Below are 20,834 nucleotides of genomic sequence, written 5' to 3' on the forward strand. Positions count from 1 at the left end.
GAAAATGAGTTGGATTAAGCATCAATTTAATAAATTATTTAAAATGGATGAAATTGAAGAATATGAAGATGATAGAACATATTATTATGAGGAAGAAGAGGAGACTATTGATCGTCAGAAGGGACAATATGGTGGACTAAAAGCAGTTCAAAGTAATGAAAGTTCAAGAAGTCAGTCATTCCGCTTCCCATTAATTGAAGATGAGGTATATGTAGAGGCGGAGCCACAAGTTCAGTATGTGCAGCGTAATCAGCCTGTATCAAGAAAAGAATATTACAACGATGATGACGCACCCTTAAAACTACCGAATCATTTACAAAAACAAGAAACGAATGTTAGCTATGATGGAGAGGTATCTGGCATTCGAGAGTTATTAGAGCGTCGCCGCAAAGGGCGTGGTTATTCGAACGTGATTCGTAGCTCTGATGACATTTCACGAAAGGTAGTCGTTACAAAAGAAGAACGGGAAGTTTTAACATCAAAACCGATGCGAGAAGAGCGTAAAATTAATAAAGAGTTTATTAACCCTTTAGAAAATCGTAAACGTTTTGTGCCGACAGAGGTACCATCTCCTGTACATGGATTTTTAAAGCCAACGCCAATTGAACAGCTCATGGAAAAACATGACGCTACAGAAGAAGTGGCTGCGAGTACAGCTGAGAATAATGTAGCTGAATTTGATGAATTAGCACTTCAAAATGATGTTGTGATGAAAGAAGTCGCGTTAAATTCTGGAAAATTAGCGCATGAAAATGAAGGGATTCTAACACAATCCGAGCCAATACCAATTGAACAAGTAGAGAATATTCATTCGGTGATCGCAATTGAAAATCAACTAGAAGAATCTACATCAATCGAGCCTATAACGTTTGAAGCAGAGGTTACTGAAGTTGACGAAAAAGTAATAACAGATCCAATGCGTTATGAAAATATTGATGCTCCACCGATTCTAACCGAAGAATTACAGCAATCTGAAAATGATTCTTTAGAGATAAAGGAACAATCAGCAAACGAAGTATTAAATGAAGTACAAGTACAACATGTAACGATTGAAAACTCAACAATTCATATTGGACAGCTAAATGTTGAGCAAAATCCTCAAGTAGAATCTGACCAAGAAGGTGAAGAGCCTCCTGTCTCAACACAATTCCCACGTGAAAACAGAGGGAGTCGTGTGCCGTTTAACGTTGTTATGCTGAAATCAGATAAGGAAAAGTTACAGACGAAAAAATTTGTTTATGAACAAATGCAGCAATCACAAATAAATGAGCGTGTTGAAACGGTGGAAGCACAACTGGAAAATGATGAAACAAGAAGTATTCAATTGCCTGAAGCTAATGCTCAGAATGATGAAGAGCAACAAACGGATCCGATTGTAATGGAAAATACGGATCTAAACGAACATCGTCATAAAGAACAGGAAATTGAACTGATTGAGGAGCTAGATACAGCTATAAAAAACAAAGAAGTTCATACGCGTGTCGAACAGCCAATCGTAACACAACATGCAGAAAAGGATTTAGCTACATATAATAATGTATTACATGAGCAACAGCCAACCGAGACTGAACTAGAAGTAGAAGTAGAAGCAGAAAATAAGCTTCAAACTATTCAAACAGAACAGGTAAATGAAACGATTGATGAAGAAAAGAAAGCTGAAGATGGGCAATTTGAGGAAATTGAGACTGAACGTTTGATTGAACCTGAATATGAAGCAACTGATGAAATACTCAAAATAAACGATAATGATTATGCAGATGCACCGGTTGATGCTGAACAAAAGGATGATCAAAACACTCAAGTGTTAGAGTCAGAGGAAGTACAGGAAGTGATCGAAGTACAGCCTGTGAAAAAGCGTATCCCTTATGTGAAGCCTCCGCTTGAATATTTAGTACCACCAGAGGAAATGGTAGAAGATCGGGACTGGATGGATGAGCAAGGAGATAATCTAGTCGAAACATTATCTTATTTCCAAATTCAAGCCCATATAGAATCAATTGTGCAAGGTCCAGCTGTTACTCAATTCGAAATTACTGTTGGGCAAGGAACGAAAGTAAGCAAAGTCCGTAATTTAGCAGATGATATCAAATTAGCCCTTGCAGCTAAGGATATTCGAATTGATGCACCAATTCCGGGGAAACGTTCGATTGGAATTGAGATTCCGAACCGAATTTCACGATCTGTTCGTCTTTCCGAAGTAACAGATTCCGAGTCGTTTCTAAACTCAGATTCCCCATTGGAGGCAGCGCTGGGCTTAGATTTAACAGGGAAACCTGTCACGATTGACCTACGAAAAATGCCACATGGATTAATTGCTGGTGCAACAGGCTCTGGTAAATCTGTGTGTATTAACTCGATTTTAGTAAGTCTTTTATATAAAGCCGATCCGAATGAACTGAAGTTAATGTTAATTGATCCTAAAATGGTGGAGCTTGCACCATTTAACCATATTCCGCACTTAGTAAGTCCAGTAATTACCGATGTAAAGGCGGCAACAGCAGCATTAAAATGGGCTGTTGAAGAAATGGAAAGGCGTTATCAGTTATTTATGCATAGTGGTGCGCGTAAAATTGAAGCGTACAATAAAATGTGTGATGAAAATGGGATGTATGCACAAAAGCTTCCATACTTGTTAATTGTTATTGATGAGTTAGCGGATTTAATGATGATGTCACCACAAGATGTAGAGGATAGCATTTGTCGTATTACACAAAAAGCACGTGCAGCAGGAATTCATTTAATTGTTGCTACACAGCGTCCCTCTGTAGATGTTATTACAGGTTTAATTAAGTCAAATATTCCAACACGTATTGCCTTTTCAGTGTCCTCTCAAATTGACTCTCGTACAATTTTAGATACACAAGGAGCGGAACGATTACTTGGGCGTGGAGATATGCTATATTTAGGGAACGGAATGTCTGCACCAACACGTATTCAAGGTACATTTGTAACCGATGATGAAATTGAAGAAATTATCGAATTCGTACGTGAACAAGGCGAACCAGAGTATATTTTCAAACAAGAGGAGCTTTTAAAGCGCACAGAAGCGGCAGAAGACCAAGATGAACTTTTTGAAGAAGTATGCCGTTTCGTTTATGAACAAGGTTCTGCCTCAACATCATTATTACAACGTCGCTACCATATCGGGTACAATCGTGCAGCACGATTGATTGATATGTTAGAGCGTCAAGGCTATGTTTCTGAGCCAAAAGGAAGCAAACCGAGAGATGTGTTTATTACAGAAGAAGATTTAGCCGTACAATTTGGTGACTAAAGTACTACTAATTTGAATGAATTCAATTTTTAGAATTGTCGTTCATTTATCGTTCAGAGTAATTAGTGCTATAATGTAGGCATACATTTCAATTAATAATTGATAAAAAATTGATAATTCAATGGGATCTTGGTATCCTAGGAGGGTTTTAACAATAATGACACGCTATCATTTTACAGGTATTAAAGGTTCAGGAATGAGTCCACTTGCACAAATTCTATTTGATTCAGGAGAGCAAGTGCAAGGTTCGGATGTCGACACATATTATTTTACAGAGCAACCTTTGCGTGACCGCGGAATTGAGATTTTAACATTTGATGAAAACAATATAAAAGAAGGATTAACAGTCATTGCAGGGAATGCCTTTCCGGATGACCATCCTGAATTAGTACGTGCACGTGAATTAGGTGTAGAAGTGATTCGATACCACAAATTTTTAGGCGATTATATGAATCGATATACATCAATTGCGATTACAGGAGCGCATGGTAAAACATCTACAACAGGTTTAATGAGTCATGTTATTGACGGCTTTATGCCAACTTCATTCCTGATCGGTGATGGTACAGGGGCAGGAAAACCTGACGCTTCTTATTTCGTAATGGAAGCATGCGAATATCGCAGACATTTCTTAGCATATCATCCTGATTATGCAGTTATGACGAATATTGATTTTGATCACCCAGACTATTTTGCGAATATTGACGATGTATATAATGCTTTCCAATCGTTAGCCTTACAAGTGAATAAAGCAATTATTGCTTGCGGTGATGATGAGCAATTACAAAAAATTCAAGCAAATGTCCCAGTTGTTTACTACGGCTTTGGACAAGAAAATGACTTTGCTGCACGCAATGTTGTAAAAACAACGGAAGGCACGGAGTTCGAAGTATATGTACGTAATGAATTTTATAGCAAGTTCTTCATTCCATTATTTGGGGATCATACTGTATTAAATTCATTAGCAGTAATTTCTCTTTGTCACTACGAAGGGATTCCTGCAAACTTAATTCAAGAGCGTTTTCATACGTATGGTGGCGTTAAACGTCGCTTTACAGAGACAATTATTGGAGATGAAGTGTTAGTGGATGACTATGCACACCATCCAACAGAAATTGCAGCAACGTTACAATCAGCACGTCAAAAGTATCCAGAACGTGAACTCGTAGCAATTTTCCAACCTCATACGTTTACGAGAACAAAGGCATTTTTACAAAATTTTGCTGATAGCTTAAGTGGTGCAGACGCGATTTATTTATGTGATATTTTTGGTTCAGCACGTGAGAAACAAGGGGAGCTGTCAATTCACGATTTATGTAATTTAATTGAAGGTTGTGAAGTGTTGCAGCTTGAAACAATTGAACATTTGCAAAAACATCAACATGCAGTATTCCTATTTATGGGTGCTGGTGATGTTCACAAATATCAAGACGCTTTTGAAAAGCTTTTGAAAAAATAATAAGACAAATTTTGCACAATTTCTTTAGTTAAGCAATTATCTCTTTTTGACGAATAAAACAGCTTAGTCCGCCATGGATAAGCTGTTTTTCTTCAAACTATTATACATAACAATACTGTACATATTGAATTTAGTGTTTTATCAGATTGATGAATGGGAATTATGTAACTATGGACGAAAATGTAATTGATTTTTAAAAGGATTGTTACTCTTTTTGTCGAATATTAAAAGTGAATTAGATATAGGAGGTCATCAGATGGAAGTAGTACTTTATATTGCGGCATTAATTGCAGCAGTGGGCTTTTTAGTGTTATGTGTTAGTATTGGTATGACAATGTTCTCGCTTAAGAACACATTAAATTCAATCGCGGGGACAGTGGCAGGCATTGAAGGACAAATGGAAGGCATCACGCGTGAGACGACAAGTCTTTTAACAAAAACAAACGCACTAGCTGATGACATTTCAGATAAATCGGAAAAACTTAATTCTGTTGTTCATGCTGTAAAAGGTGTAGGTGATTCAGTTAATGGGTTAAATACATCTATACAACGAATCACTTCTTCGATTACAACTGAAGTTCAAAAAAACGAAGAAAAAATTGCGCAAGTAGTGCAATGGAGCAATGTAGCAATGGGCATTGCAGATCAATGGAAACAGCGTAAGCCAATTAATCAAGAAGATGTTGTATATACAAGTACAAAAACAAACGAAACACCACCTGGGCTTACACCGAAATCAAAATTTAGTTTTTTAAAGAAAAAGTAAAGACTAAGCACTTAAGCAAAGGGAGAGCTAAGTATGACAGAAAAGCCGGTAACATATCAAACACCTCAAGATTATACAAAGATTAATGATGCAATTTATGGAGAGGAGACGGTTCATGTGAAAGATTTTGTCATTGGCGCTTTTGTTGGCGGAATTGTTGGTGCCGCTGTAGCGCTGCTGCTCGCACCAAAAGCAGGTAGTGAATTACGTAATGATGTGGCGGTTCAAGCTGTTACGTTAAAGGAACAGTCTTCAACTTTAGTTGAAAAAGTGAAGGCGAAAACTGCAAAACAACCACCTGCAATGGATGATGGTACAGTTTCTTCTGAAGGAGAAGAACCTTTAGAGGATGCAGTAGAAGAGGTACTAAAGGATTTGACAGAAAGTATGAATGACAAGGAAGAGAAAGTAGAATTGGCAAACTCAACACGCCACTCTTCCATCGAATAAAAAATAACGGCATCCCAAATTTATGGGTGCCGTTTTTATATGTAATCTTAAGGTTGCGCGATAGGATATTCGGTCAATTGAATTTCTAATTGATCGCCACCAAAAATATCTGCATCAAAGGTTGTAGGCTGACCGTTACGTAAAATAGTAAAAGATCCTTTAAATGCAACTGGTAACTGCCAACTAGAAAAGCGGAAAACATCCTGGTAAATCCATTTACCTGACTCTTTTTCTACAATTTTTATCGTTGCTCCATTTGGAACGGTTGATTTTCCTTCTGTAATACGACCGTTTACAAAAAAATCATGGGCAGTTTTAATAAGCTCTACCTGTTCATTTTGGAACGTAACAACGATTTTATCCTCTAATACGTAATTCAGCTGATTTGCAATAGCTTCCGCAGTCGGTAACGAGCCTTGCGCGAAAGTAATAAGATCCCCATTCTGTATTGGATATTGTAGTTTTCCAGGCTTACCGTTTATGAATAATTGCGATGAGAATTCAGGAAAGTACATAGGTTTACCATCTAGATGAATACTATAGGCGTTAAATTGCTCATACTTGGATAGGTTATTTGTAAAATTTAAAGCATCCACAATCGTTTCGATCGTTTTAAATTCAATCACGTCACGGTCCTTTAAAGGTGTATCGAGCTTAATGGGGTTACCATTGACATATACGTGCGGCTCCATCTTATAGGTAGTGTCTTGAATCGTAATAGTTTTAACTGCGGCATCGTCAATAATATCGCGTACGCTTACAGTTGCATCTGCTCCATTAATCCCTGGGACAAGCTCAATCTTATCGCCATTGATGATTTGCGTTTTCGTTGTAGCGGCTTTTCCATTAAGTAAAATTTGCGCAGGTTGCCCATGTTCACCAGGAACGAAAATACTTTGGCCATTTACTGTTAAAGATATACCGTGACCTGGTTTTCCGTAGAGTTGCTTTGCTCGTATGTTGGCAGCTAAAAAAGCATCTCCTACTGTCATTTCCTTTAATTCAAATAAACGTACAATTTGGTCATTCACTGTAATGGACATGTAATGAATAGGCGCCTTTTGTGCTGCTATAGCAATTCCAATAGGTGTAACAAGCTCAGGAGTAGCAGCAATCCCTTCTGCCCGTGTTAAATTTTGGATTGCGTCAATACCGCGAACTGCGACACGATTTGCAGGAAGCTCTAAAATTTTCCCTAATTCATCCGTTAAGTTTGGTGTTAAACTCCCCCCACCGACTAACATAACTGCTTTTGGGGGAACTGAGTTGTTTAAACGTAATATTTCTTCGCCAATTGATTTGGCCAAATTTTGAATAGCAGGATAAATCGATTGAATGACTTCTTCTCGAGGGAAGTACTGATCGAAGCCTAAAATGTCTTGAATTAAAATTTCATCATTTGAATGCATTTGACGTTTTGCAATTTCAGCTACTGGGAAGTCTAGTAAGTAATGATCACTTAGTGCTTCTGTAATTTCATCGCCAGCTGTTGGTACCATTCCATATGCTACAATCGTACTTTTATCTGTTATAGCAATATCAGAAGTACCTGCCCCAATATCGACTAAAGCAACATTTAAACGGCGCATAGAAGGAGGAATTAAAACATTAATTGCAGCAATAGGCTCTAATGTTAAAGCCTCCATTTCTAAATCTGCACGCTTTAATGCTGCTAGTAAAGATTCTACAACGACACGCGGTAAGAAAGTAGCGATTACTTCAACTGATGCTTCATCACCTTGTTGGTCAACTAAGCTACCAATTTCTTCACCATCTAAACGGAAGTAAAGTACAGAATAACCAACGCAATAATAATGATTGTTTTTTGAGTCTTCCTTTTGCTGGAGCAGTTGTTGCTGTGCCTGCTGCACTGCTTGTAATTCTAACCGGCTAATATCTTCTTCAGTAAAAATTGGGCGATTTTTAATTTCGACGGTAACGCTAGCTTGCTCGGTTTTTAATGCGCGTCCAGCAGCTGCAACACTTACTTTTTTTAGTGGACCGTGCTTTTGTTCTAATTCCTTCTTTATTTCTTGAATGAGTTCAGCTACGTATATAACATTATGTATTTGTCCATCAACCATGGCACGTTCTTTATGTTCTTTCACTAAAATATCTGCAACATGATATTGGTCGCCTTGCTGCTCAAGAATGATACCAACAACGGAACGCGTGCCGATATCTAGCGCAAACAATTTATTCGTCATATGAAAACGCTTCCTTTCAAAAAAATTATCATACTATACTTTAGCGAGTTGAAGCGCTAAATTAAAAATGCGTGACATTCTATCTTGAGTTGATTATAATGAATTTATTACTTAAAAATGTATCATACTTTTAAGTTATCTGAAAGTGCCGGATACGAGGAAGAGGGGAAAGAAAGATGAGTCAACAGGATTTAGAAAGCTTACGTAGTGAAATCGATCGTTTAAATTTAGAAATTTTGAATTTAATAAATGAACGTGCAGCAGTTGTTGAAGAAATTGGAAAAATCAAAGAAAAGCAAGGCGTTAATCGCTATGACCCATTACGTGAGCGTCATATGCTGGATTTAATTAAGAAACATAACAATGGTCCATTAAATCAGATGACGGTTGATTTTATTTTTAAACAAATCTTCAAAACGGCTCTGAAACAACTTGAAGCAGAAAAGAAAAAGGAATTACTTGTTTCACGAAAAGAAAAGTCAGAAGATACTGTCATTAATGTCAATGGTGAGCTAATTGGTACAGGAACACCTTCCTTTGTCTTCGGACCATGCGCAGTTGAGTCTTATGAGCAAGTAGCGGCAGTTGCAGCATCAATCCAGGAAAAAGGATTAAAATTAATCCGTGGAGGAGCTTATAAACCTCGTACATCACCATACGATTTCCAAGGACTAGGATTAGATGGCTTAAAAATTTTAAAAGATGTTTCTAAGGAGTACGGCTTAGGCGTAATAACAGAAATTGTTACTCCAGCAGATTTAGAGCATGCGTTAGATTACATCGATGTCATTCAAATTGGTGCACGTAACATGCAAAACTTCGAATTATTAAAAGCGGCGGGTGCTACTAATAAACCCGTCTTATTAAAACGAGGTTTAGCAGCAACAATCGATGAATTTATCCATGCTGCAGAATACATTATGTCAAAAGGTAATGAGAATATTATTCTATGTGAGCGCGGTATTCGTACTTACGAAAAAGCAACACGTAATACATTAGATATTTCAGCTGTTCCAATTTTAAAACAGGAAACGCATTTACCAGTAATGGTAGACGTGACGCATTCAACTGGACGTCGTGATTTATTGTTACCATGTGCAAAAGCAGCAATTGCAATTGGTGCAGATGGAGTAATGGCAGAAGTTCACCCTGATCCATCAATCGCATTATCAGATCAGCAGCAACAAATGGATATTCCTACTTTCAATGCTTTCTACGATGAAATTTTAAAATTCATGAAGCAATATGAAGTGTCAAAATAACTTTCTATCGGAAGTCCCTCTAAGTCTGAATGATTTTAGAGGGCTTTTTTTGTTGTAATAAGGTGTTAAGTTTACGAGTAAACTTAATTATGCTAAGCTAAGCTTTACAATCTATTTTGAAATAATTAAGTAAAGGTACGATTTATAATGGAACAAAATAACCTTTTTCATTTGATTCATATGCTAGAACAAATGAATAATGAGAACATTGTCCGTTTTACAAGGCAGTTTCCTTATCCAATAGGAATATCACCTATTTTAGTATTATCGGAGCTCAAACTAGAAGGTGCAAAAAAGCAAGTAGAGCTTGCTGAACTTCTTGGCTATACGAAAGGTGCTATGACAAATATCGCAAATAAATTAGTGGCAACTGGTCTAGCAAAACGTGTATATGACGAAAATGATCGTAGAATCATTCAACTTTGTATTACAGAAAAAGGCATGGAAGCATTAAATGTAGCACAACAAATTGGCGAACAAATTTATGTTGATATTTTTTCTGTTTTATCAAAAGATGAGCTAACGACCTATTTAAATTTACAGGAAAAATTATTAACAGGATTACAGCAAAAAAATAATGGATGAAAGGGTTTGTCTGAAACACTATGTTCAGGCAAACCCTTTGCTTAATGTATTAATATTAGTCATTCAATTGGCAGTAATTATAAATTTTTATTGGAATAAGGGCAACTTTTGACCAAATTTTGCTCTATTCATGACAATTCGAGTGATTCACTAGGTTTTCAATTGAAAATGGAAATGAAAGTATTATATCATAACAATATACATAACTTCGAATACACGAATAACGTATTCACAATCAATGTGTAGACGAATGCTAAAAAGGGGGAGATTTTTTGACTGTCACAATATATGATGTTGCGCGTGAAGCAAATGTATCAATGGCAACGGTATCACGAGTAGTAAATGGTAACCAAAATGTAAAGCCAGCAACGAGAAAAAAGGTATTAGAAGTCATCGAACGACTGGAATACCGACCAAATGCAGTAGCACGTGGTTTAGCAAGTAAAAAAACGACATCGGTAGGAGTCATCATCCCTGATATTTCGAATAATTTAAACGCTGAGCTTGCACGTGGTATTGAAGACATTGCGACAATGTACCGCTACAATATTATTTTAGCTAATTCAGATCAAAACGAAGAAAAAGAATTAACATTGTTAAATACGATGCTAGGGAAGCAAGTCGATGGTATCGTGATGATGAGTGAAGAAGTTACTGAAAATATTCAACGAGCAGTAGAAGCATGTTCTGTTCCGATCGTACTAGCTGGCTCGATTAGCTCCACAGAAAAGGTTGCTTCCGTTAATATTGATTATTACAATGCTGCATTAGAGGCTGTTCAGTTGTTTATTCAAAATGGTCATAAGCGCATAGCCTTTGTATCGGGTCCACTTCAATATACTGTTAATGGACAGTATAAGTTAAAGGCGTATAAGGACGCTCTTGAACTTGCAGGGATTGAACTCGATGAAGCGTTAATTGTTGCTGGTGATGGCTCATATGATGACGGACTAGAAAGTTGGACGACATTAAGTGAGATTGATCAACCACCTACTGCTATTTTTGTCGGAAACGATGAATTAGCAATTGGTTTAGTACATGGTGCACAAGATAGTGGAAAACATGTACCAAACGATATTGAAATAATTAGCTTTGAAAATTCTAAACTAGCTCGTATGGTCCGCCCACAATTAACAAGTGTCGTATTACCGCTTTATGATATTGGTGCAGTAGCAATGCGCTTGTTGACAAAGTATATGAACAAAGAAGAAGTGGATGAGCAAAATGTAATTTTACCACACCGAATTGAACTACGAGACTCAAGTGAAAAATAAGCAAAAACGCCCCTTCCAATTAGCGGAAGAGGCGTTTTCATTTCTAAATTACTTCACTAATAAAGTAGAGCAATTTGCATTTTTTGATACATATGTACTTACACTTCCAAATACCATTTCAAGCATGGGGTTTAGTCCACGACAGCCAATAACTACTAAATCAACATTTTTGTCATTTGCATAATTGGAAATCATTCGTCCGGCTGACCCATGAGAAATTGTCACTTTGTAGTTTGAATGATTTTCTTTAATGTGATTTTCTTCTCGTGCAAATTTTTGTCGGTACTCCGCTTCTAAATTATCTAGCGTACCGGCTTTAACTGCTTCAGATGTAATGCCTTCAGTAGATAGTACGGAAATAATCTCAATTAAAGATTCTTCTGAAGCGATTTTCACTGCATCTTGTGCAGCGCGGAAAGAGTTTTCTGAGCCATCAACTGCTAATAGAATATGTTTATACATTATAAAACCTCCATTTAAAGATAATGTTTGATAATATAACCATTATATTACAAAATTAAATGGATAGGTTGTTTTATAAAATTTTCACCAAAAAGACACATCCTTTAAATAGTTAGGATGTGTCTTTCTTTATGTTGGTAAATTAATATTAGGAACGATTTTTTTCAGTTCGAATAATATGTAATGCTTTTTGGAGCATTTGTGCATTTTTTTCTTGAATTTCAATTTTACGAGGAATTGCCTCATAAAGTGACTTTGGATCATCCCATGTAGGAATAAATGGTACAGGTGATTCAGGCTGCCATTTATCGAGCCAAGCTTGTGGTAATGGACCAGTTGGCGCAATTTGATCTGTCATTTCAGTCCAAATGAGAGACCATGCGCGTGGTACGACACGCCAAATATCGTAGCCGCCACCCCCAACGGCAATCCAGCGCCCATTACAATATTCATGGGCAAGCTTATGAGCAAGTTTTGGGATTTCTCTATAAATATTCATCGTACCGTATAAATGTGTTAAAGGATCAAAATAATGAGCATCTGCTCCATTTTGTGTAAACACAACGTCCGGTTTAAAAAATTCAAATACTTCACGCATCGATTGCTCATATATTTCTAAAAAACTTTCATCTTCTGTAAAGGCATCGATAGGGAAATTAAACGATGTACCATAGCCTTCACCATTTCCTCGTTCGGTAATATTGCCGGTACCAGGAAATAAATAACGACCAGTTTCGTGAATTGATAATGTACACACATTTGGATCATCATAAAAGGACCACTGCACACCATCCCCATGATGTGCATCTGTATCGACATACAACACGCGTAATCCGTATTTTTCTTGTATATATTTAATGGCGACACTGCTATCATTGTATATGCAAAAGCCCGATGCTCTTCCTCGGAACCCGTGATGTAGCCCTCCACCAAGATTAATTGCATGCTCTGATTTTCCTTGGAGTACATGATCTACCGCCTGTAGAGTACCACCAACGAGCAGCGCACTTGCTTCATGCATATTTGGAAACATGGGTGTATCTTCTGTCCCTATTCCATATGGTTCGCCTTGCTGTTTAGTTAATTTACCGTGTCCCGCCTTTTTAACAATTTCAATATATTGAGGATCATGCGCAAGGGCAATTTCTTCATCTGTTGCTACACGCGCAGGTATGATATCTTCATCTTGTAAAGCACCAATGTTTTTTAGTAGATCAATTGTTAAGTGTAGTCGTTTATGGTTAAACGGGTGAGTGTCCGAAAATTTGTAATTAAGTTGATCTGGCGAATAAACAAAAACAGCTTTTTTCATAACGTTACGCCAGGTACATTTGGCCAGAGGACGTTATATCCACGCTGGCGCAAGTCTTCAATAACTAGTAAAGGATTAATTACTTGTAGACGGACACTTAAAATGCGAGATTTGTCATTATTACCATCAGGATAGACAAGAACACTTAGTACATTGGCATTGTTTTCGTGGAATACTTTCGTAATTTCATAGAGCATACCAGGACGATCTGAGACACGAATGTCGACTCTCGAAGCAGGCTTATTTGTACCAGTTAACTCAATATACGTATACAATAAATCAGTTGTTGTAACAATTCCGACTAACGCACCAGCAGATACAATCGGAAGGCAGCTTATTTTTGATTCATAAAAGGTTAAAGCAATTTCTTCTACTGAATCTAAAGGGTGGCCTACCATTGGATTTTTCGTCATCACATTTTCAATTGGCGCATCATAAATAGAAGAGTTTGGTTCCTCACGTAAGCATGAAGGGAGCGCATTTTTTATATCATGCTCTGTAACAATACCTATGACGTAATTCTCATCATTGACGATTGGAAGATGCCTGATTTTCTTCTCGCGCATGAGTAGAACAGCATCACGAACTGTGTTATGAGGTAAAAGTGTATGTATTTCGGTATTCATAATTTCTTCGACGATCATTATTCAATCCCCTTTGTGATAAGAATTAATACATGAAGCGACTTCTAAAGCGAAGCCTGTCAAATCGTTCAAGCGTATCAGCTTGAACTCGTGAACCAACGCGTGCCATTAAACAATTTGCGGGATGGGAAGTGATTTCAGGGTCATCTGTCGCGTAATATTCAAAATTGGCCGATGTCATCATACGCTCCATCATATTACGATAATCCCAAACATTGAGTCCTGTCCCTTTCAAATCCCAATGCCAGTAATATTCAGTTGTAATAATTAAATAATCTTCCATTCCATCATCCATTAAAGATACTTCTAATAATTTTTTTCCTATACCTGTTCCACGGAAAGAAGGTATGACTTCAATTGCCCCTAGCTCAATCATATTCGGAATACGATCCTCAGCCCAACGCTCTAACGGGTCAGGATAAAGATAAGTGACATAGCCCATTACAATGTTTCCCTGCCGAACAAGTATAATTCTTCCTTCTTCTAACTTAGCAATATCAACAAGTGCTGCATGTTGTTGGTGTGAAGGTCTAAAAGCTTTTAAATCTTCGTGTAAAGTATACGAAGCAAGTTGCTCAGACGGAACGGGACCTTCCACTAAAACTTTACCATTCCTCGTCTCGAATTCAACACAATAGTATTTTTTCACATGATTCATAATCACACCACCTGCTTGTAATATTTCCATTATACAAGATTTTATGCGAAAATACGCTAATTCTTACAAAAAATAACTAAATTATTAGAAAATTAAAAATGTTTTGCTAATAATAATATTTTTCCTGTAAAATGGTGATATGTTTGAAGAAAAAGGGGGATTCATGGGGATGAAAATAATGGAGAAATTAGCTATAGTTCCAGGGGAGCATTGTTTAAAAAACTATGAGGAAACAGTAGCTACTCACAATTGGACAAATACTGAGAAAGCTTTTACTTGGTATGAAACGGGGAAAGTTAATATTGCATATGAAGCAATCGACAGACATGTTGAAACACCGCTAAAGGACAAAGATGCCCTTCATTATTCGGATGGTGTTCGTAAAGAAACATACACATTTCATGACATGAAGCAAAATTCAAACAAAGCAGCGAATGTATTTCAGGATAAAGCGAATTTGAAAAAAGGTGACCGTCTATTTATCTTTATGCCGAGAACACCAGAATTGTATTTTAGTCTTTTAGGCGCTTTAAAAATGGGGGTCATTGTAGGTCCACTATTTGAAGCATTTATGGAAGGTGCAGTTTATGACAGATTAGCGGATAGTGAGGCAACAGCAGTTGTAACAACGCCTGCATTACTTGGACGAATTCCGATTGATCAACTACCTAACTTAAAAACAGTATTCGTTGTTGGTGAAAACATTGTGGAGACAGATGTGATTGTTGACTTTAATAAGTATTTTGATGAGGCATCTGTTCACTTTGAGATTGAATGGATGGATAAAGAAGATGGCTCCATTTTACATTATACATCTGGATCAACAGGGGCACCTAAGGGTGTTTTACATGTACATTATGCAATGGTACAGCAATACGAAACAGCCAAATGGGTATTAGACTTAAAAGAAGATGATATTTATTGGTGTACAGCTGATCCAGGATGGGTAACGGGAACAGCTTATGGGATTTTCGGCCCTTGGTTAAATGGCGTTACGAACGTTATTATTGGCGGACGTTTTAGTCCCCAAGCTTGGTATGCTGCAATAGAACAGTATGGTGTTACAGTGTGGTATAGTGCACCAACTGCATTCAGAATGTTAATGGGCGCTGGACCAAATATTTTAAAACAGTACAATTTATCTTCATTGCGACACGTTTTATCAGTTGGGGAGCCGTTAAATCCAGAAGTTATCCGTTGGGGAATAGAAGCATTAAATCATCGCATACATGATACGTGGTGGATGACGGAAACGGGTGGCCATATGATTTGTAACTATCCATCAATGGAAATTAAACCAGGGTCAATGGGGAAACCAATACCCGGTATTTATGCAACAATTGTTGATGACGATGGAAATGAACTGCCCCCATTTACGATGGGAAATTTAGCAATACGAAAAGGATGGCCAGCTATGATGCGGCAAATTTGGGGCAATCAAGAGCGCTATGAATCATACTTCATAAAAGGAGAGTGGTATGTTTCTGGTGACTCTGCTTATATGGATGATGAAGGCTACTTCTGGTTCCAAGGGCGTGTAGACGATGTCATTATGACTGCAGGGGAGCGTGTTGGACCATTTGAAGTTGAAAGTAAACTGCTGGAACATCCAGATATTTTAGAAGCTGGCGTAATAGGGAAACCAGATCCAGTGCGTGGTGAGATTATTAAGGCGTTCATTTCATTACGTGAAGGTGTCGAGCCTTCTGAACAATTAGAAGTTGAAATTCGTGAATTTGTAAAACATGGTTTATCAGCTCACGTAGCTCCGAGAGAAATAGAATTCAAAGATAAACTTCCAAAAACCCGTAGCGGCAAAATAATGAGACGTGTATTAAAGGCATGGGAGCTAGAACTTCCAACAGGGGATTTGTCGACGATGGAAGATTAATCTAAATGCAATGTTGCTGGGACAAAACAAAAACATCATTTTTCTCGAGTGAGAAAAATGATGTTTTTTTGTAATTGGTTTCCGTTGCGGGGACGCTTTCCGGCGGCGTGGTCTGAGCCTGTTGTCTAAACGTAACGCTATTCCCCCAGGAGTCGCCCCTCCACTACAACCAATTTATTAAGTATCCTTTTTTTAATACTGTACTTTACCATAAATAGAGAAATTTTCACTTCTGTCCGAGCCTCATTTTTTTACGATTCTCTGTTTCTAAATAAAAAATTTAGAATAATTTGTTTTTATATAAAAATACAGTTGACTAAATAATTATACATATCTATACTTATTTTTATCTTTAGAAAAGAATTAAGTAATTAAAATAAGACATTGTTTTTAAACATAAATTGAGGTGACATGATGAAGGTAGGTATTATAGGGGCAACTGGTTATGGGGGATTAGAATTATTAAGGTTCTTGCATAATCATAAAGAGGTTGAAGCAATTGAGCTGTTCACTTCTTCGGAAGAAGGGACTATTTTTTCAAATAAGTTTCCACATTTAGTTGATTTGTATAATCAGCCGTTACAAAAAATAGATTATGATGTGCTGGCAAATTTTGATGTTGTTTTTGCAAGCACGCCTTCTGGAGTATCAAGTAACTTATTTCCACCACTTATTGGCTTAGGTCCAAAACTCATCGATTTATCAGGTGATTTTCGTTTGAAAGATTTATCGAGCTATGAATTTTGGTACAAAAAAAACCCTGCTCCAAAGGAGGCTGTTGAAAAAAGTGTATACGGTTTAACCGAATGGAACGAAGAGGCAATCTCTCAAGCCGAATTAATTGCAAACCCTGGATGCTATCCAACTGCCGTCCTACTTTCATTATTGCCATTATTAAAAGAAAGTTTAATCGATCCGAGTTTTTTAATAATTGATGCAAAGAGCGGCATTTCAGGTGCAGGAAATAAGCCTTCACAAAGTACGCATTATAGTGAGGCGAATGAAAGTTTTTCGATTTATAAAATTAATGAGCATCAGCATATCCCTGAAATTGAGCAGGCGATTTCGATGTTCGCTAATGTGGAGGCAAATATAACATTTAATACACATTTAGTACCAATGACACGTGGAATACTGGCAACTTCATACGCTCAGGTGACATCAGGTGTGACACAGCAACAATTAGTTGATTGCTTAGCTTCGACATATGTGAATAACCCATTTGTACGTGTCATTCAAGATGCTACATCGATTGGAACAAATCGTGTGAAAGGCTCCAATTACTGTGATATTTATGTAAAGCTCGATGAACGAACAAACCGTGCCACAATTATTAGTGTGATTGATAATTTAGTAAAGGGTGCAGCAGGTCAGGCAATTCAAAATATGAATGTTCAGTTTGGATTACCGCAACAAACAGGGTTACAACTTGTACCTTATTTCATTTAAATAATTTCATCCTACAGAACTTACATAACAAAGGGAGGATTTAAAATGGCTTCAACAATTGAAATGAAAAAATTATCTAGTAAAAATATTGTTTCTCCAAAAGGATTTACAGCAGCAGGTGTTCATTGCGGTATTAAACATAAGAAAAAAGATTTAGCAATACTCGTTAGTGAAGTACCAGCTAGTGTTGCAGGTGTATTCACAACAAATGCTATACAGGCGGCACCAATTAAAGTAACAAAAGAAGTAGTTTATGAAGCAAAGAAAATGCAGGCAATTATTGTTAACTCAGGAAATGCGAATGCTTGTACGGGCAAGCAAGGATTAGCGGACGCCTATGAAATGCAACGATTAGCTGCACAAAAATTAGGGATTGATAGTCATTTAATAGGAGTGGCATCAACTGGTGTTATCGGTGAAATCATGAAGATGGAGCCAGTGGAAAAAGGCGTAAAAATGCTACAACCTGAATCCAAATTGGAAAATGGCATTGATTTTGCGCAAGCCATTATGACAACAGATACTGTCATGAAAAACACAACTTATGCAACGATTGTTGATGGTAAAGAAGTCATTGTATCAGGCGCAGCAAAGGGCTCAGGTATGATTGAACCTAATATGGCAACGATGTTAGGCTTCATTACAACAGATGCTAAGATCGAATCGGATGAATTACAAAAAGCGTTGTCAAGTGTAACAGATTGTACATTTAACTCAATCACGGTAGACGGTGATACGTCAACGAATGATACAGTAATTGTCATGGCAAATGGTTTAGCAGGTAATAATCCATTAACCCCTACGCATCCAGATTGGGATAATTTTTATACAGCACTACGTCTCGTTGCAGAAGATTTAGCAAAATCAATTGCACGAGATGGAGAAGGAGCTACAAAATTAATTGAAGTGGAAGTTGCTGGTGCCGTTTCAGATGAAGAAGCACGTAAAATAGCAAAAACAGTTGTCGGTTCACCCCTGGTTAAAACTGCGGTATTTGGCTGTGATGCAAACTGGGGACGTATTATAGCCGCTGTTGGTTATTCTGGGGCTATCGTTGATCCAGATAAAATTACGATTAAAATCGGTGGCGCAACGATGGTTGAAAATGGCGAGCCAATCAAGTTTTCGGAAGAAGCGCTTATTGAAATTTTAAAGCAGCCTGAAGTGAAAATTTTTGTTTCTTTAGATGTTGGTGAAGGACACGGATTTGCATGGGGGTGTGATTTAACTTATGACTATGTTCAAATCAATGCATCATACCGCTCGTAAAATGGTCATCAAGCTAGGAGGCAGTACATTAGAAGGTTTGAATGAGACGTTCTTTCATAATTTCAAAGCGTTACAGGAGCAGGGAGTTCAATTAATTATTACTCATGGAGGTGGCCCTGCCATTAATCGTGCATTAGCTGCTGCAGGTATTACCTCTTACACGATCAATGGCTTACGCGTAACGAGTGAAGAAATGATTGATATTGTACAATCGACGTTAATTGGTAAAGTAAATCCAGCACTTGTCCATGAGCTAACTGCTGCTGGCATTTCAGCAATTGGTTTAAATGGCTTTGATGGAGGGCTTTTACAAAGTAATTTTATTGATGCTTCTACCTATGGGTATGTAGGGCAAGTAGATAAGGTCAATGTCGAGCTAGTTGAGTCATTATTAAAGTTAAATATTGTTCCGGTAATTGCTTGTATAGGGGCGACAAAAGACGGACAAGGGCTTAATATTAATGGTGATACTGTTGCGAGTGAAGTAGCATTGGCAGTAGGAGCAGATTGTTTGTTTTTAGTAACCGATGTAGCAGGTATTCGTATAGATGATATGTTTCAAACGGAAGTGACACCATCTCAAATTAATCAATGGATTGAGGAAGGGAATATTTATGGTGGCATGATCCCTAAAGTACAAGGTGCTTTAAACTGTTTAGCCGCAGGAATTCCATCTGTTCAAATTGTTAATGAAACGCTAACAGGAACGACTATTTTAAGTGAGGAGCTTGTTAAATGAGTGCATTATTTCGAAATTACGCAAGAAGACCTTTTGCGATTGTTGAAGGAAAAGGGACAGAAGTTTTTGATACGACAGGGAAGCGTTATTTAGATTTTACAAGTGGTATTGCCGTTTGTAGTTTAGGTCATGCGCACCCGGCAATTGTTGAAGCGATTCAAAAGCAAAGTGAGAAGCTTTGGCATATTAGTAATTTGTTTGAAAGCCCTGGTCAAGAGCAATTAGCGGCATCGTTAGTAAAGGACTTGCATTTATCTTATGCATTTTTCTGTAATAGTGGTGCTGAAGCAAATGAAGCAGCCATAAAAATTGCTCGTAAACATACAGGTAAGCATAAAATTATCGTATTCCAACAAAGCTTCCATGGTCGTACTTTTGGTGCAATGAGCGCAACAGGTCAAGATAAAGTACGTAGCGGATTTGGTCCGTTAGTTAGTGAATTTATTACATTACCATTCAATGACGTAGCTGCTTTGAAGGCCGCAGTTGACGGTGAAACAGCTGCGATTATGCTAGAGCTAATTCAAGGCGAAGGTGGTGTAAATGCTGTAACGGATGAATTTGCACAAGCAATTCATGACATTCAACAGTCATCGGATATTTTAGTCATTGTTGACGAAGTACAAACAGGAATTGGGCGTACTGGTACTCGCTTTGCTTTTGAGCAAACAGTTATTAAACCTAACATTGTGTCAATGGCTAAAGGGCTTGGAGGCGGCTTCCCAATTGGAGGCATTTTAGGAACATCTGAGTTATTCGATACATTTAGTGCAGGTACACATGGTACGACATTTGGAGGCAATCCATTAGGGGTAGCAGTAGCACAAAAAGTAATCGAGCTTATTTTTGATGAAGCTTTTTTACAGAACGTACAACAAAAATCTACATACTTCGTTACAAAATTAAAAGAAGCATTCCCTGAGGAACAATATACGATTCAAGGTAAGGGCTTAATGCTTGGATTAGGACTTGGTGGCGAGGATGTGGCTTCGTTTGTAGCTGCTTTAGACGAAGCGGGGTTATTAACAGTAGCGGCAGGACCTAAAGTAATTCGTCTGTTACCACCATTAACGGTGACAGAACAAGAGATAGATGAAGCTGTTGCCATTTTAAAAACAGTTATTAAATAGTAA

Annotated in this window: 17 protein-coding genes; 12 read left to right on the forward strand and 5 right to left on the reverse strand. The window is 37.5% G+C overall.

What is annotated here, in order from left to right:
• Window positions 1-4 precede the first annotated feature (4 nt).
• The 4 genes from MKZ17_RS05235 to MKZ17_RS05250 all read left to right on the forward strand — a co-directional run bounded on the left by MKZ17_RS05235 (window position 5) and on the right by MKZ17_RS05250 (window position 5,949).
• Entirely contained in the window at window positions 5-3,274 is a 3,270-nt protein-coding gene (locus tag MKZ17_RS05235; protein ID WP_340722705.1) for a DNA translocase FtsK, read from the forward strand.
• Window positions 3,275-3,431: 157 nt separating this feature from the next.
• Window positions 3,432-4,733, forward strand: coding sequence for a UDP-N-acetylmuramate--L-alanine ligase (gene murC, locus MKZ17_RS05240; protein WP_340722706.1), 1,302 nt, complete (start codon window positions 3,432-3,434; stop codon window positions 4,731-4,733).
• Window positions 4,734-4,989: 256 nt separating this feature from the next.
• A complete protein-coding gene (locus MKZ17_RS05245; protein WP_340722707.1) occupies window positions 4,990-5,499 on the forward strand; it encodes a DUF948 domain-containing protein in 510 nt (169 codons plus the stop codon).
• A 33-nt stretch (window positions 5,500-5,532) separates the two neighbouring features.
• A complete protein-coding gene (locus MKZ17_RS05250) occupies window positions 5,533-5,949 on the forward strand; it encodes a YtxH domain-containing protein (protein WP_340722708.1) in 417 nt (138 codons plus the stop codon).
• Window positions 5,950-5,996: 47 nt separating this feature from the next.
• Here the strand turns inward: MKZ17_RS05250 and MKZ17_RS05255 are convergent, their stop codons facing one another.
• Window positions 5,997-8,156 (reverse strand): cell division protein FtsA, encoded by a 2,160-nt coding sequence (locus MKZ17_RS05255; protein WP_340722709.1) that lies wholly within the window; start codon window positions 8,154-8,156, stop codon window positions 5,997-5,999.
• A 176-nt stretch (window positions 8,157-8,332) separates the two neighbouring features.
• Between MKZ17_RS05255 and MKZ17_RS05260 the strand changes: the two genes are divergently transcribed.
• The 3 genes from MKZ17_RS05260 to ccpA all read left to right on the forward strand — a co-directional run bounded on the left by MKZ17_RS05260 (window position 8,333) and on the right by ccpA (window position 11,277).
• Window positions 8,333-9,418: a bifunctional 3-deoxy-7-phosphoheptulonate synthase/chorismate mutase gene (locus MKZ17_RS05260; protein WP_340722710.1), complete on the forward strand. Its 1,086-nt coding sequence runs from the start codon at window positions 8,333-8,335 to the stop codon at window positions 9,416-9,418.
• Window positions 9,419-9,565: 147 nt separating this feature from the next.
• Entirely contained in the window at window positions 9,566-10,003 is a 438-nt protein-coding gene (locus tag MKZ17_RS05265; RefSeq protein ID WP_340722711.1) for a MarR family winged helix-turn-helix transcriptional regulator, read from the forward strand.
• A gap of 272 nt (window positions 10,004-10,275) precedes the next feature.
• The gene (gene ccpA / locus MKZ17_RS05270; protein WP_340722712.1) at window positions 10,276-11,277 is read left to right on the forward strand and encodes a catabolite control protein A; all 1,002 of its coding nucleotides are present in this window, start codon (window positions 10,276-10,278) and stop codon (window positions 11,275-11,277) included.
• A 48-nt stretch (window positions 11,278-11,325) separates the two neighbouring features.
• On the opposite strand, the gene MKZ17_RS05275 is transcribed toward ccpA, so the two are convergent.
• The 4 genes from MKZ17_RS05275 to MKZ17_RS05290 form a co-directional block, all read right to left on the reverse strand.
• A complete protein-coding gene (locus MKZ17_RS05275) occupies window positions 11,326-11,739 on the reverse strand; it encodes a universal stress protein (protein WP_340722713.1) in 414 nt (137 codons plus the stop codon).
• Between the two features lie 148 nt (window positions 11,740-11,887).
• A complete protein-coding gene (locus tag MKZ17_RS05280) occupies window positions 11,888-13,051 on the reverse strand; it encodes an acetoin utilization protein AcuC (protein ID WP_340722714.1) in 1,164 nt (387 codons plus the stop codon).
• Window positions 13,048-13,695, reverse strand: coding sequence for a CBS and ACT domain-containing protein (locus tag MKZ17_RS05285; RefSeq protein WP_340722715.1), 648 nt, complete (start codon window positions 13,693-13,695; stop codon window positions 13,048-13,050). Before MKZ17_RS05285 ends, MKZ17_RS05280 begins: the two co-directional genes overlap by 4 nt.
• A gap of 25 nt (window positions 13,696-13,720) precedes the next feature.
• Complete coding sequence (locus MKZ17_RS05290; RefSeq protein WP_340722716.1) at window positions 13,721-14,353, reverse strand: GNAT family N-acetyltransferase; 633 nt, start codon at window positions 14,351-14,353, stop codon at window positions 13,721-13,723.
• Window positions 14,354-14,516: 163 nt separating this feature from the next.
• On the opposite strand from MKZ17_RS05290, the gene acsA reads away from it, so the two are divergent.
• The 5 genes from acsA (at window position 14,517) to MKZ17_RS05315 (ending at window position 20,831) form a co-directional block, all read left to right on the forward strand.
• Complete coding sequence (gene acsA, locus MKZ17_RS05295) at window positions 14,517-16,244, forward strand: acetate--CoA ligase (protein ID WP_445326898.1); 1,728 nt, start codon at window positions 14,517-14,519, stop codon at window positions 16,242-16,244.
• Window positions 16,245-16,658: 414 nt separating this feature from the next.
• Window positions 16,659-17,693 carry an N-acetyl-gamma-glutamyl-phosphate reductase gene (gene argC, locus MKZ17_RS05300; RefSeq protein ID WP_340722718.1) on the forward strand — a complete coding sequence of 345 codons (1,035 nt, stop codon included), beginning with the start codon at window positions 16,659-16,661 and terminating at the stop codon, window positions 17,691-17,693.
• Window positions 17,694-17,738: 45 nt separating this feature from the next.
• Window positions 17,739-18,962, forward strand: a complete 1,224-nt coding sequence (argJ, locus tag MKZ17_RS05305) for a bifunctional ornithine acetyltransferase/N-acetylglutamate synthase (RefSeq protein WP_340722719.1) — start codon at window positions 17,739-17,741, stop codon at window positions 18,960-18,962.
• Window positions 18,925-19,701: an acetylglutamate kinase gene (gene argB, locus MKZ17_RS05310; protein ID WP_340722720.1), complete on the forward strand. Its 777-nt coding sequence runs from the start codon at window positions 18,925-18,927 to the stop codon at window positions 19,699-19,701. The genes argJ and argB overlap by 38 nt, the downstream gene beginning before the upstream one ends.
• A complete protein-coding gene (locus MKZ17_RS05315; RefSeq protein ID WP_340722721.1) occupies window positions 19,698-20,831 on the forward strand; it encodes an acetylornithine transaminase in 1,134 nt (377 codons plus the stop codon). The genes argB and MKZ17_RS05315 overlap by 4 nt, the downstream gene beginning before the upstream one ends.
• The last annotated feature ends 3 nt before the right edge of the window (window positions 20,832-20,834 follow it).

The sequence above is a fragment of the Solibacillus sp. FSL R7-0682 genome (assembly GCF_038005985.1).
In the GTDB taxonomy this organism is placed as follows: domain Bacteria; phylum Bacillota; class Bacilli; order Bacillales_A; family Planococcaceae; genus Solibacillus.